Below are 14,150 nucleotides of genomic sequence, written 5' to 3'. Positions count from 1 at the left end.
TATCCGCCCGAGTCCTTCGGTTTTACCTCGCGGATGCGTTCTCATTCATATTATCTGGATTTTTCATGCAAGAAATGAAGCTGCAAGAGCTTAAAAGCAAAACACCAACAGAACTTTTGGAATTCGCTGAAAGCGTTGAAGTTGAAAATGCGAGTGTAATGCGCAAACAGGAATTGATGTTTGCTATTTTGAAGAAACTCGCTGAACAAGATGTTGAAATCATTGGTCAGGGCGTTGTTGAAGTTCTTCAGGATGGTTTTGGATTTATGCGCTCAGCAAGTGCGAACTATCTTCCTGGTCCTGATGATATTTATATCTCACCATCGCAGATCCGTAAGTTTTCATTAAAAACCGGTGATACTGTTGAGGGTCCAATTCGCAGCCCAAAAGACGGCGAACGTTATTTTGCTTTGCTAAAAGTCAGCACAATTAACTTTGATGATCCTGAAAAGATCAGACACAAAGTGCATTTTGATAATCTGACACCTTTATATCCAGACGAACGCTTTAATATGGAGCTTAATGATCCGACCAATAAAGACATGTCTGGTCGTGTGATTGATCTGGTAGCACCACTTGGCAAAGGTCAGCGTGGCTTGATTGTTGCGCCGCCTCGTACGGGTAAAACAGTTCTTTTACAGAATATCGCACATTCTATCACAGCAAATCATCCTGAATGTTACCTCATTGTGCTGCTTATCGACGAGCGTCCTGAAGAAGTTACAGATATGCAGCGTTCGGTGAAGGGTGAAGTTGTGTCTTCAACTTTTGATGAACCGGCTGTTCGTCACGTGCAAGTAGCTGAAATGGTTATCGAAAAGGCGAAACGCCTTGTCGAGCATGGCCGCGATGTGGTGATCCTGCTTGATTCAATTACCAGACTTGGCCGAGCATATAACACAGTGGTTCCGTCATCAGGTAAGGTTCTAACAGGTGGTGTTGATGCCAATGCATTGCAACGCCCGAAACGTTTCTTTGGTGCAGCGCGTAATATCGAAGAAGGCGGTTCGCTCACAATCATCGCTACAGCGCTGATTGATACAGGGTCTCGTATGGACGAAGTTATCTTTGAAGAGTTTAAAGGTACTGGTAACTCAGAGATGGTTCTTGATCGTAAGGTTTCCGATAAACGTATTTATCCTTCAATGGATATCTTGAAATCAGGTACGCGGAAAGAAGATTTGCTTGTTCCAAAACAAGATCTGCAGAAAATCTTTGTATTGCGCCGTATTCTGTCTCCAATGGGAACAACCGATGCGATTGAATTCCTAATTGATAAGTTCAAACAGACGAAAAGCAACCAAGAATTCTTCGATTCTATGAATACTTAGAATGGCTTAGCTTTATTTTTATGTAAAGGCGTGTGAAATTGAATGAATTTGACACAATCTTTGCCTTATCATCTGGGTCTGTTCCTGCAGGTGTAGCGGTTATACGCATTTCGGGTTCGCAAGTTCGATTCGCTCTCGAAACGCTTGGAATTGGTGAATTGGAGCCGCGGATGGCTTCTCTTAAATCGATTCGGAAACAAAACAATCAGTTAATTGATAAGGGTTTGGTGCTATTTTTCCCAGATCCACATTCATTCACTGGAGAAGATTGCGCTGAGCTGCATATTCATGGCGGCCGGGCTGTTGTTGATTCAATTTTTGATGAATTAGGCGCGTTAGATGGATTTCGTTTTGCGGAAGCGGGCGAATTTACAAAACGCGCTTATGACAATGGAAAAATGGATCTTACAGAGACCGAGGGTTTAGCAGATCTATTATCTTCTGAAACCGAAATGCAGCGAAAACTCGCTGTTGAACAGGCAGATGGTGGTTTGCGCCGGCTCTATGAGCAATGGAACGCTCAAATATTGCGATCTCGTGCACTAATTGAGGCTGAGCTCGACTTTTCGGATGAAGAAGATATACCGGGATCTGTATCTGATCAGATTTGGAGTGATATTTCGTCATTAATCGATGAAATGAATGACCATCTTGTGAAATCTAAAATTGGTGAAATTTCTCGCTCGGGGTTTTCTATCGTTATTGCTGGCGCGCCTAACGCGGGAAAGTCGTCCTTAATGAATGCGATTGCAGGTCGAGAAGTAGCTATTGTATCAGATGAACAAGGTACGACCCGTGATATTCTGGAAGTTCGTCTTGATCTTGAAGGGTTTCTAGTTGTTTTAAAGGATACCGCGGGTCTGCGGGAGACGGAAAGTAAAGTTGAACGCGAGGGGATTAGAAAAGCTAAGAGTGAACTTGCTCAAGCTGATCTGGTGCTTTATCTGATTGAACCCGGGCGGGTGGCGAATACATATGCCAATGATTTTGTTGATGTTTCTAGTTTGATTACTATCGGCACGAAGTCTGATATTTCAGGCGCACATTGGCAGAAAGAGACGGATATTTCCCTTTCCACTCGATCTACGGCTGATGTTGATGCTTTGTTAGACCTTATCAAATCTAAATTAGCATTATCTGGTATTCGAGATGATTTGGTTGTTCCAACTCGGCGTAGGCATGTTGAGCTGTTAAAGTCTGCTGTGTCAGAGCTTGAATACGCACTTTCAAGTTCTGATTTACCCATTGAGTTAAGAAGCGAGCACTTGCGAATATCTCAACATAATTTGGGTAGAATTACAGGGCGCGTTGATGTAGAAGACCTACTCGGAGTTATTTTTAATGAGTTTTGTGTGGGTAAATGATTCACGTGAAACAATTTAGTACTTAATGAATGACTCACGTGAAACATTGAAGAAGAGTTCCACGTGAAACACAAGTATCATTATTATATTAGGTGATTTATGGGTTACGATGTGATCGTTATTGGTGGTGGACATGCAGGCTGTGAAGCTGCGTCAGCTTCAGCGCGTTTGGGTGTAAAAACTGCTTTAATCACTCACAAATTTGATACCATCGGTGTCATGTCGTGTAATCCTGCCATTGGCGGCTTAGGCAAAGGCCATCTTGTTCGTGAAATTGACGCTATGGATGGTCTGATGGGTCGTGTCACTGATGACGCAGCTATTCAATATCGGATGCTCAATCGACGTAAAGGCCCAGCTGTTCGCGGCCCCAGAACGCAAGCAGATCGTCGTCTTTATCGAGAATCAATGCAGAAAAATATCAGCCTTATCAATAATTTAGATGTTATTGAGGGTGAGGTTGATGATCTTGAATTGTCTAATGATGAAATATCAGGCGTAAAAACCAAAGACGGTCGCTCTTTTAAATGTAAAGCCGTGGTTTTGACCACTGGCACATTTTTACGCGGATTGATCCATATTGGTGATAAAAAAATACCAGCAGGGCGGATGAATGAAGCGCCGGCATTAGGGTTATCTGATAGGCTAGAAGCTTTGGGATTAAAGCTTGAGCGGCTTAAAACCGGTACACCAGCTCGGCTAGATGGAAAGACCATTGCATGGGACCAACTTGAGGAACAGGGACCAGATGAAGATCCAGTGCCATTTTCTTTCATGACCGATGGGATTAAGCAAAAACAAATTCCTTGTGGGATTACCCGCACGACCATGGCAACTCATAAGATAATTGAAGAAAATATCTCAAAATCTGCGATGTATTCAGGCCAAATCGAAGGTGTTGGACCCCGTTATTGCCCATCAATTGAGGATAAGATCGTTAAATTTGGTGATCGCGACGGTCATCAGATCTTTTTGGAGCCTGAGGGTTTGGATGATGATACGGTTTATCCAAACGGTATTTCCACGTCTTTACCGGAAGATGTGCAGGATAGTTTCATTCGTACGATCCCTGGTTTGGAGAATGTCACCATTTTGCAGCCAGGATATGCGATTGAATATGATTATGTTGATCCAAGAGAGTTGAAGCAAACTTTAGAATTAAAGAAACTACCGAATTTCTTTTTGGCAGGTCAAATTAATGGTACCACCGGGTATGAAGAAGCCGGTGCTCAAGGGCTAGTCGCTGGCCTTAACGCTGCGCGTAAGGCGGTGGGCGGTGACGAAATTGTTTTCAGTCGTAGTACATCATATATCGGTGTGATGATTGATGATTTAACAACCCATGGCGTAACAGAGCCTTATCGTATGTTTACGTCGCGCGCTGAATTTCGTCTAACTTTGCGAGCTGATAATGCTGATTTGCGTTTAACACCGTTAGGTATTGAAATCGGTTGTGTCTCAGATGAACGTCGCGCACGGTTTGAAAACTGGCAGAGAGGCATCGAAGATTGTAAAAAATCTTTCGAATCTCTTTCGCTCACACCGAATGAGGCAGAAACTTATGGATTTAAGTTGAATAAGGACGGAATTCGTCGCTCAGCGTTCAAGCTTTTGTCTTACCCTCAAATTAAATTGGACGATATTTTGAAGATTTGGCCAGAATTGACCGAATTTGATCGCAATGTTTTAGAAACAGTTGAAATTGACGCGACTTATGCAGTTTACATGGATCGTCAGAAGAATGATATTCGTATACAGCAACGCGAGGAGGGGCGATTGATCCCTGGGGACTTTGATTTTGACGTGCTTCCTGGTTTATCTAATGAACTGAAGCAGAAATTAAAGTCTAATCGTCCGAAATCTATCGCTCATGCAAATAAGATAGATGGTATGACGCCAGCTGCTATTGCATTGATTTTAACTTACTTAAAAAGACACAATGGGAAGAGCGCAACTATTGCGTCTTAACGAGTTACTTATGTCTAAAAGTTTTGAAGAGTCCGTGAATGTTTCACGTGAAACATGGGCGAGATTGCGCCAGTATGGCGATATCGTTCGAAAATGGCAAAAAACCATCAATCTTGTTTCCCCGACCACTGTGACCAATCTATGGGAGCGCCATGTTCTCGATAGTCTTCAAATATGGACATTAAACCCACGTCCCAAGGTTTGGTTAGATATGGGCAGCGGTGCTGGCTTTCCAGGTATTGTGACAGGTATTTGTTTGGCGGAACATGGCGATGGCTGGGTGCATTTGATTGAAAGCAATCAAAAGAAAGCTGCATTTTTGCGAAGCGCTATTGTTGAAACTGGGGCGAGAGCAAGTGTTCACCCGGTTCGAGTCGCAGATGCCTTTGATATTGCACCGGAAATTGAGGCAATTTCAGCCCGTGCACTGGCGTCTTTGGATGATTTGCTCGAGATGTCGGAACCTTGGTTTCATCAGAACAAAAATTTATCCACATACCTTCATAAAGGTCGGGATTATCAGTCGGAAATTGAACTTGCCCGTAGTCGGTGGGACTTTAATCTGGTAAAATATGATAGTCAGATTCAGGATGGATCAGTTGTTTTGCAAATTGATAACCTCAAGAGACTTTAGATTAGTATTTTGTGGTTTTTGATAAAAGTTGGGTGCAATGTCTCAGATTAAGAACCGGATTATTACAGTTGCCAATCAAAAGGGTGGAGTTGGTAAAACAACGACAGCAATCAATTTGGCAACGGCTTTGGCTGCGATTGGCGAGAATGTACTGATTGTGGATCTTGATCCTCAAGGCAATGCAAGTACTGGCTTGGGCATCGAGCGGGCGAATCGTGATCTATCTTCTTATGATGTACTTATGTATGAAGCTGAGCTTTCCCAAGCTTGCAAGAAAACAGCGGTGCCAAATTTAGATATCGTGCCGTCTACAATGGATTTGCTGGGTCTTGAGATGGAAATATCAAATGATAGTCAGCGAGCTTTTCGATTGAAAAAAGTGCTCAATACGCCAGATGCGAGCCAATATGATTATATATTGATAGATTGTCCGCCATCATTAAACCTTTTGACAATGAATGCGATGGCAGCAGCACATTCTGTGTTGGTTCCGCTTCAATGCGAGTTTTTTGCGCTTGAAGGTTTAAGTCAACTGCTTGAAACTGTTGGACAAGTACGTGATACCCTCAATCCGGACCTTGAAATACAGGGTATTGTTATGACGATGTATGATTCGCGTAACAAACTTGCTCACCAGGTTGTCGCTGATGTGCGAGAAAACTTGGGAGAAAAGGTTTACCACACCCTTATTCCACGAAATGTTCGTGTTTCAGAGGCGCCATCTTACGGTAAGCCAGCCATTTTGTATGATTTGGCCTGTTCAGGCAGTCAAGCTTACTTAAAATTGGCATCCGAAGTTATTCAACGAGAAAGAAGCCACAAAGCTGCATAGTTTTGCGCCATTGATAGAGATAGGTTTGTTTTATGAGTGATGAACAATCAAAAAAACGTTTAGGTCGGGGCTTGGCGGCACTAATTGGCGAGATGGATAACGTCGATAATAATAAGCCAGCAAGTGAGCCAAAAATTAATCCTGACCAAAAGGTTCCGATTGAGTTTGTCGTACGAAATGCAGAAAATCCGCGCCAAAACTTTGATCATGACGATCTGGTCGATCTAGCGCGTTCAATTCGCAAACACGGTATCGTGCAGCCAATTGTAGTGCGTAAATTGAACAATGATCGATTTGAAATTATTGCTGGTGAACGTCGTTGGCGTGCGGCTCAACAAGCTGAATTAACTGAAATTCCGGTTCTGGTTCGTGATGTTGATGATAAAACTGCGCTTGAGATTGCAATTGTTGAAAATGTTCAACGTGCTGATCTTAATCCGCTTGAAGAAGCACTTGGTTATGAGCAGTTAATGTCGCATTACGGTTATACCCAAAATGATTTGGGTGAAGTGATTGGTAAAAGCCGTTCACATGTCGCAAATAGCCTTCGCTTGTTAAAACTACCAGATAGTGTTCGCGAAATGCTGGTTGATGGGAGTTTATCAGCGGGTCATGCGCGTGCGCTGGTTTCGACATCGGATCCGCTCGCACTTGCAAAACTTATCGTCGAAAAAGGTTTATCTGTTCGCGATGCAGAACGATTAGCACAAGAAGACATCAATGGCGTTACTCAAACTTCTAAAAAAGACCCAGTGCAGAAAGATGCTGATACTCTTGCGTTGGAAAAAAGCTTAACAGATGTTCTAGGACTAAAAGTTCAGCTTGATCACAAGGGTGAAAAGGGAAAGTTGCAAATTAGTTATAAATCTTTAGAACAGCTTGATTCTATTTGTAAACTGCTTGGCGTAGCCGGTTAATTAAGGCTTTTATCTACTTAACAAACAAACGCGCATCAAAGCTTGGCGAGCAATGCTTGTTTCAAGTGTTGCGTTTCGTCGTGTCTCTAAAATTGCGTTTGATATCTTGTCCATTTCTAGCCTGAGTTTTTGGCAATTCCATTTATTTAAAGCTTTTTCAAACACGGGTTTGCGTTTGAAATGAATAAACCGACCTTGTTCGGCCATTACCTGACTTGCGCGTTTATTCTTAGTTTCAACTTCAGACCGCATCAAATCTAGCTGTTGGAGCTGAATTAGACAGGACCTTAGAATTAGGAATACTGGTGTTTTTGATGAGATAATTCGATTGAAAGAATTGTCTAACTCATTGATATTTCCAGATAAAATAGCATCGACTGTTTCATCAACAGATATAGAGGACGCATCCCCAATAGCAGCAATTACATCATCAATATGGATTTGTTCCTGACCGTGGCAGTAAAGGATGAGTTTTTGAATCTCACCGCGACTTGCCAATCGATCACCACCTAAGAATGTCAACAATAATTGGCGCGCATCTATATCTATACGCATATTTGCTTGGGTAAGCTCTTGATCTATAAGGTTTTGTAACGCTCGCCCATCATCCGCATAACAAGGAATGGCAACAGCCGGACCAGATTTTTCTACCGTTTTGCGTAAAGAGGATGATTTTTTAAGATCGCCAGCCTCAATGATGATACTAACACTGTCGCTAACGTCTTCTAAAATGCCATCCAGAGCGCTAACAAGCTTCTTGTCGTTGGCGGCATTTTTAATCCAAATCAGCCTGGAGCCTCCAAAAAGCCCGATGGACCCAGCTTCATCGGCTAAGCGTCCTGGATCAGCTGAAATTTCACCGGCGTCGAGACGAACAAGATTGAAATCATCTGTTAGATCTACGCCGGATATTTTAGAAATCTCAGATGCACGTTCTGAAACTAAACCTGTGTCTAGTCCATATATAAGAAAAACACGATAAGGCAGATCGGCCCTTTTAATAAATCCGTCAAATTCGTGAGCTTTTATCTGTCCCATAAGCGATTTGTGAGGCTATTTTCGTAATGCTGCAGAAATATCAGCGTAAATAACTTCAGCCAGCTCTCGACCAGCGCGGTTTTCTGCATCTTGCAGGGCCCGAATTTTAGAAAATTCCTGATTAGAGAGGTCATATTGCGATGTCACTTGACGCTTTGCTTTGCGAATAACTTCACCATCAGACAATCTTGTAAGCGTAAAACTTCCTGAAACAGTCATACGTCCGGCCGTGAACAAATTATCTGTGCCAGACCCAAGCACGCCCGCAGCAGATCTGCTCACATTCAAATCCAAACGATATTCTGCTGCACCTGGCTGTGCACCACCATTTAAGAACACCAATTGATTTCGTGTGACCTGTTCAATGCGCGAGTCAGCTTGTGAAATATCTAAAACTGCAATTGGGTTTGTTGATACCGAACTATAGAGCGGCTTTACCTGACAACCGGCCAAAGCCACAGGTATAACCGCCGCCAAAGCAAGCGGCTTAACGATTGATTTGATCTTTTGGATACTAAATAACAATATTCACAATCCTCTTTGGAACGACAATCAATTTTCGTACTGGTTGACCATTGATTTTATCGGCAACAAAATCAAGTGCCAGAACAGCTTTTTCGATTGTCTCTTTGTCCGCATCGACAGCTATGGTTAATTCACCACGCCTCTTACCATTAATTTGCACAGGGTAGGTAAACGAATTTTCTGCCACAAGATCAGGATTAAATTGAGGCCAAGCTGCATTTGCGACCATTCCTTCACAATTTAACTCACTCCAACATGCTTCCGCCAAATGTGGCATCATCGGTGCGATCAATTGAATTAGGATTTCACTCGCTTCGCGACATGCTGATTTAACAGTGTCATCCGCTTCACCCTTGGAAACTTTGGCAAGCATCGGTGAGATGGTGTTCACATATTCGTAAATACGCGCGACGGATTTATTAAACCCGAGTTTTTCAAGATCTTCGCCAACAAGTTTAAGTGTTTTGTGCGCTGCTTTTGAAACTGCATTAGCTTCCCCTTCCATAGCGGAAGCTGCTTTTACATCGCTCAGTTCCGGTGCAGCTTCAGCAATAATACGCCAAATACGTTGAACGAATTTATGCGCAGCTTCAACGCCAGCTTCCGTCCAAATTACATCACGCTCAGGTGGCGAATCTGACAACATAAAGAAACGAGCAGTATCAGCGCCGTAAGATGCAATAATATCATCTGGATCAACAACATTCTTTTTAGATTTAGACATTTTTTCAATGGAGCCAATCTCTACGGTTTCACCCGTGTCGATCATTGTTGCTGAACGAATACCATCGTTATCTTTAATGTTGATTTCAGCTGGTGTGATCCATCCATTAGGACCTTTATAAGTTTCGTGAACCACCATGCCTTGGGTGAACAGACCTTTAAAAGGTTCTTTGATATCCAAATGTCCAGCTTTTTGCATCGCTCTGGTAAAGAAGCGTGAATATAGCAAATGCAAGATCGCGTGTTCGATACCGCCGATATATTGATCAACAGGCAACCAATGGTTTGCCATATCAGGATCCGTTGGATTGTCGTTGTTTGGATCGGTAAAGCGCGCGAAATACCACGATGAATCTACAAATGTATCCATCGTATCCGTTTCACGTCTTGCATCTTTTCCGCATGACGGGCAGGCGACATGACGCCATGTTGGGTGGCGATCAAGCGGATTACCAGGTTTATCGAAATTGATATCATCTGGAAGAATGACCGGAAGATCAGCTTTAGGTACAGGAACCGCTCCGCAATCATCGCAATGAATAACCGGAATAGGACAACCCCAATAGCGTTGGCGCGAAACGCCCCAGTCACGCAGCTTGAACTGAGTTTTCAATTCAGCTTGTGGCGCACCATTAAACTCGATTTCATCTAGCTTCTTTGCAACTGTGTCAAATGCCTCTTTTGGCTTCATGCCATTTAAGAACTCGGAATTGATCATGATGCCGTCGCCGGTATAGGCCTCTTCCGTGATTTGGAAGCTTGCTGCATCGCCATCTTCTGGCATGACAACAGGTGTGACCTGCAGACCATATTTGTTGGCAAAGTCCAAATCGCGCTGGTCACCTGATGGGCAACCAAAGATCGCGCCTGTTCCGTATTCCATCAACACGAAGTTTGCGACGAAGACTTTTAGTTTCCAGTCTTTGTTAAACGGATGAACAACTTCAAAGCCTGTATCAAACCCATGCTTTTCAATCGTTTCCAATGCAGCGGCTGATGTACCAACTCGGCGACATTCTTCGCAGAATTCATGTAATTCTGGATTTGACTTGGCTGCTTCAAGCGCCAATGGATGATCAGCGGCGATTGCCATAAAGGATGCGCCAAACAAGGTATCGGGACGCGTTGTATAAACTTCCAATTCGGTGAAGCCTTCAGGGGCTGTTTGCGCATCCAACTCCCAGCGAATTTGCAAGCCTTCAGATTTGCCGATCCAGTTCTTTTGCATAAGGCGAACTTTGTCAGGCCAGTTATCTAGCGTTTCAAGAGAGTCCAATAAATCCTGCGAATAATCAGTGATGTTAAAGAACCACTGGGTCAAATCGCGTTGCTCAACAAGCGCGCCTGAACGCCAGCCACGACCATCGATCACTTGCTCATTGGCAAGCACGGTCATGTCTTCCGGATCCCAGTTTACTTTCGCGTTTTTGCGGTAAACCAAACCTTTGTCTAAGAAGTCGACAAAAAGCTGTTGTTGCTTGTGATAATATTCAACATCGCAAGTGGCAAATTCACGCGACCAATCCAATGACAAGCCCATAGATTTAAGCTGGCGACGCATGGTGTCGATATTTTCATAGGTCCAGGATTTTGGATGTGTTTTGTTTTGCATTGCAGCGTTTTCCGCTGGCATACCAAACGCATCCCAACCCATCGGGTGAAGAACATTAAAACCTTTGGCGCGACGATAACGCGCGACAACATCGCCCATAGCATAGTTGCGAACATGCCCCATATGGATGCGCCCTGACGGGTAGGGGAACATTTCCAGGACATAATATTTTTCGCGCTTGTCAGCATTATCTGTTTCATAGATTTTATGCTCGTCCCAAACCTTTTGCCAATGCGGTTCGGATTGTCGCGGATTATAACGTTCAACGGCCATTAAATTGTCCTGTAGTATCTCGTATTATTCGGCTTAGATATTGTTTCAGCGCAATTGCTGAAAATATTTTGTCGAGCAATAGCCGTGAAACTTTCCAATCGTCAACAGCTAAGCGGTTCATATTTGATAAAAGATGCGCTAAATAGCTGAATATCTATTGTCATGCCCCACGTGTAGATTTGCTAAATGTTTCACGTGAATCGCTTATGAGGTCTTAAATGTCTGTTCAGGAAAATCTGCAAACCGTTCGCCAGAACATTGATAAAGCCAAAGCGGGTGCCCTTAAACCATCTGATAGTCTTGAGCTTGTTGCAGTTTCTAAAACATATGGCGCTGAGATCATTCAAGAGGTGATTGATGAAGGTCAGCGTGTTTTCGGTGAAAACCGTGTCCAAGAAGCACAGGGCAAATGGCCAGAACTAAAATCCAAAAATGCAGGTATTGAGCTTCATCTCATAGGACCCTTGCAATCTAATAAAACAGCAGATGCGCTCGAATTATTCGACGTGATTGAAAGTGTAGACCGCGAAAAGATAGCGCGCTCCATTGCAAAAGAATCTCAAAAGATCGGCAAATGTCCGAAATTGTTTGTTCAGGTCAATACGGGGTTAGAGCCTCAAAAGGCGGGTATCGAACCAGCAAAAGCGGTTGAGTTTGTGCAATTTTGCAAAGACGAATTGTCGCTGCCTGTCATTGGTCTTATGTGTATTCCGCCAGCTGATGAAAATCCTGGGCCACATTTTGCTCTGCTGCATAAGCTTGCGCAAAAGGCTGAATTACCAGCAATCTCTATGGGAATGAGCGGTGATTATGAAACGGCAATTGCTTTTGGTGCAACACATGTGCGTGTTGGATCAGCTATTTTTGGCGCGCGCGACTATACCTAAATTCCATATCAAAGCTTGAAACCGTTCTCATTTTCGTTCAATTGTGTGCTGCAACATAAGATTAAATGAGCATGAATTGCGGGAGAGAGCATTTGACTAGTATGTATCACTCAGTTTACGAGGCGTGGAAAAAAGACCCTGAGGGCTTTTGGGCGGAAGAAAGTAAAGCCATTGATTGGTTTGAAGAGCCGACGAAAATCTTTGATGAAGACATGGGTGTCTATGGCCGTTGGTTCACCGATGGTGTGGTCAATACTTGTTACAATTGTCTCGATCGACATGTTCAAGATAACAAGGGTGATAATGTTGCGCTAATCTACGACAGCCCCGTTACCAACACAGTTAAGAAATTTACCTATAATGATTTGTTGGCCGATGTATCAGCATTCTCAGCTGCGCTAAAAGCTAAAGGTATTGGCAAGGGTGATCGCGTTATCATTTACATGCCGATGATCCCGCAAACAGTTGTCGCGGTTCTTGCATGCGCGCGCATCGGTGCGATCCACTCTGTGGTGTTTGGCGGATTTGCAGCAAATGAATTGGCAACGCGTATTGATGATTGCGAAGCAAAACTTGTTGTCTCTGCATCATGCGGTATCGAAGGCGCACGTACGATTGCGTATAAGCCTTTGCTTGATGATGCGATTGAGCTTTCCAAACATAAGCCAGAAGCGACGATCATTTATCAGCGCGAACAGCTAGCTGCAGATATGGTTGAAGGGCGCGACTTTGATTTCGATCAGGCGCTATTAGACAACAAAGGTGCTGAAGTTCCGTGCGAGCCGATGAAGGCAACCGACCCGCTTTATATCCTTTATACGTCTGGCACGACTGGTCAGCCTAAAGGTGTGGTTCGCGATAATGGTGGACACCTTGTTGCGCTAAATTGGACGATGCATAATATTTACGGCGTGAAACCTGGTGAAGTTTTCTGGGCAGCGTCTGATGTGGGTTGGGTGGTTGGCCACTCATATATTATCTACGGTCCGCTCCTATCAGGAAATCCTGGTATCCTGTTTGAAGGCAAGCCAATTGGAACACCTGATGCAGGGACGTTCTGGCGCATTATCTCAGAGCATAAAGTTAAATCGCTGTTTACAGCGCCAACCGCATTTCGCGCTATTCGGAAAGAAGATCCTAATGCAGAGTTCATCAAGAAATATGACCTCTCGCATTTTGAGGCTTTGTTCCTTGCAGGTGAGCGCGCAGACCCTGATACAATTAAATGGGCGGAAGATGTTCTAAAAGTTCCAGTGATTGATCATTGGTGGCAAACCGAAACGGGTTGGACAATTGCGGGTAACCCAATGGGTCTTGGTTTCTTGCCAGTTAAATATGGATCGCCGGCGGTTCCGATGCCAGGTTATGACGTTCAGATCGTTAATGACGAAGGTGAGCAGATTGAGGCAAATGAGCTTGGTAACATTGTTGTAAAATTGCCATTGCCACCGGGTTCTATGCCGACATTATGGAATGCGGAAGAACGCTTCATTGATGCCTATATGGCTGAATTCCCTGGCTATTATAAAACGGCGGATGCGGGCTACATCGATGAAGACGGCTATCTTTATATTATGGCTCGTACGGATGACATTATTAATGTTGCAGGCCACAGACTTTCAACGGGCGGTATCGAAGAGGCGATTGCCTCTCATGAAAGCGTTGCTGAATGCGCAGTTGTTGGTGTGACCGATAAGCTCAAGGGTCAATTGCCAATTGGATTTGTTGTCGTAAATTCAGCCGTTGAAAAATCAGCTCAGGAAGTTGAAGCAGAAATTGTCGCGCAGGTTCGATCTTTGATTGGTCCGGTTGCTGCGTTTAAATCTGTTATTCTGGTGCCGCGTTTGCCGAAAACCAGATCAGGTAAAATTCTGCGAGGCACCATGCAGAAGATCTATGATGGTCTTGAGTGGAAGATGCCAGCAACGATTGATGATCCTGCGATCTTGGATGAGATCAAATCAGCCATTGATGTTTATCGCAGCTAGGGTCTAAATTGGGTCTAACCAGACCCACTTCATTGCTAAACACACCAAAGGGAGAATA

General features: G+C 43.8%; 11 protein-coding genes. 8 read left to right on the top strand and 3 right to left on the bottom strand.

The genetic code is table 11. From position 1 onward, the window contains the following. Positions 1-65: 65 nt before the first annotated feature. The 6 genes from rho (at position 66) to ACZ1GZ_RS02975 (ending at position 7,046) form a co-directional block, all read left to right on the top strand. Complete coding sequence (rho, locus tag ACZ1GZ_RS03000) at positions 66-1,331, top strand: transcription termination factor Rho (protein WP_472666943.1); 1,266 nt, start codon at positions 66-68, stop codon at positions 1,329-1,331. 38 nt (positions 1,332-1,369) lie between these two features. Beyond that, positions 1,370-2,695 (top strand): tRNA uridine-5-carboxymethylaminomethyl(34) synthesis GTPase MnmE, encoded by a 1,326-nt coding sequence (mnmE, locus tag ACZ1GZ_RS02995; RefSeq protein ID WP_472666942.1) that lies wholly within the window; start codon positions 1,370-1,372, stop codon positions 2,693-2,695. A gap of 99 nt (positions 2,696-2,794) precedes the next feature. After that, positions 2,795-4,663 carry a tRNA uridine-5-carboxymethylaminomethyl(34) synthesis enzyme MnmG gene (gene mnmG / locus ACZ1GZ_RS02990; RefSeq protein WP_472666941.1) on the top strand — a complete coding sequence of 623 codons (1,869 nt, stop codon included), beginning with the start codon at positions 2,795-2,797 and terminating at the stop codon, positions 4,661-4,663. Between the two features lie 10 nt (positions 4,664-4,673). Then, positions 4,674-5,297 (top strand): 16S rRNA (guanine(527)-N(7))-methyltransferase RsmG, encoded by a 624-nt coding sequence (gene rsmG, locus ACZ1GZ_RS02985; protein WP_472666940.1) that lies wholly within the window; start codon positions 4,674-4,676, stop codon positions 5,295-5,297. A gap of 37 nt (positions 5,298-5,334) precedes the next feature. Then, on the top strand, positions 5,335-6,129 hold the full coding sequence (locus ACZ1GZ_RS02980) for a ParA family protein (RefSeq protein ID WP_472666939.1): 795 nt from the start codon (positions 5,335-5,337) through the stop codon (positions 6,127-6,129). Positions 6,130-6,161: 32 nt separating this feature from the next. Beyond that, positions 6,162-7,046 (top strand): ParB/RepB/Spo0J family partition protein, encoded by an 885-nt coding sequence (locus ACZ1GZ_RS02975; protein WP_472666938.1) that lies wholly within the window; start codon positions 6,162-6,164, stop codon positions 7,044-7,046. A 9-nt stretch (positions 7,047-7,055) separates the two neighbouring features. Here ACZ1GZ_RS02975 and holA read toward each other — a convergent pair whose 3' ends face one another. The 3 genes from holA to leuS are packed head-to-tail and all read right to left on the bottom strand — an operon-like array spanning position 7,056 to position 11,217. Continuing rightward, positions 7,056-8,084, bottom strand: coding sequence for a DNA polymerase III subunit delta (gene holA, locus ACZ1GZ_RS02970; RefSeq protein WP_472666937.1), 1,029 nt, complete (start codon positions 8,082-8,084; stop codon positions 7,056-7,058). Between the two features lie 15 nt (positions 8,085-8,099). Next, positions 8,100-8,609 (bottom strand): hypothetical protein, encoded by a 510-nt coding sequence (locus ACZ1GZ_RS02965; protein WP_472666935.1) that lies wholly within the window; start codon positions 8,607-8,609, stop codon positions 8,100-8,102. After that, positions 8,599-11,217: a leucine--tRNA ligase gene (gene leuS, locus ACZ1GZ_RS02960; RefSeq protein ID WP_472666934.1), complete on the bottom strand. Its 2,619-nt coding sequence runs from the start codon at positions 11,215-11,217 to the stop codon at positions 8,599-8,601. The genes ACZ1GZ_RS02965 and leuS overlap by 11 nt, the downstream gene beginning before the upstream one ends. A gap of 218 nt (positions 11,218-11,435) precedes the next feature. Here leuS and ACZ1GZ_RS02955 point away from each other — a divergent pair, with 218 nt between their 5' ends. Then, complete coding sequence (locus ACZ1GZ_RS02955) at positions 11,436-12,104, top strand: YggS family pyridoxal phosphate-dependent enzyme (RefSeq protein ID WP_472666933.1); 669 nt, start codon at positions 11,436-11,438, stop codon at positions 12,102-12,104. 92 nt (positions 12,105-12,196) lie between these two features. Continuing rightward, entirely contained in the window at positions 12,197-14,092 is a 1,896-nt protein-coding gene (locus tag ACZ1GZ_RS02950) for a propionyl-CoA synthetase (protein WP_472666932.1), read from the top strand. The last annotated feature ends 58 nt before the right edge of the window (positions 14,093-14,150 follow it).

Source organism: Lentilitoribacter sp. JB5-8, assembly GCF_055693385.1.
This window is presented reverse-complemented; position numbering and strand designations above follow the sequence as displayed.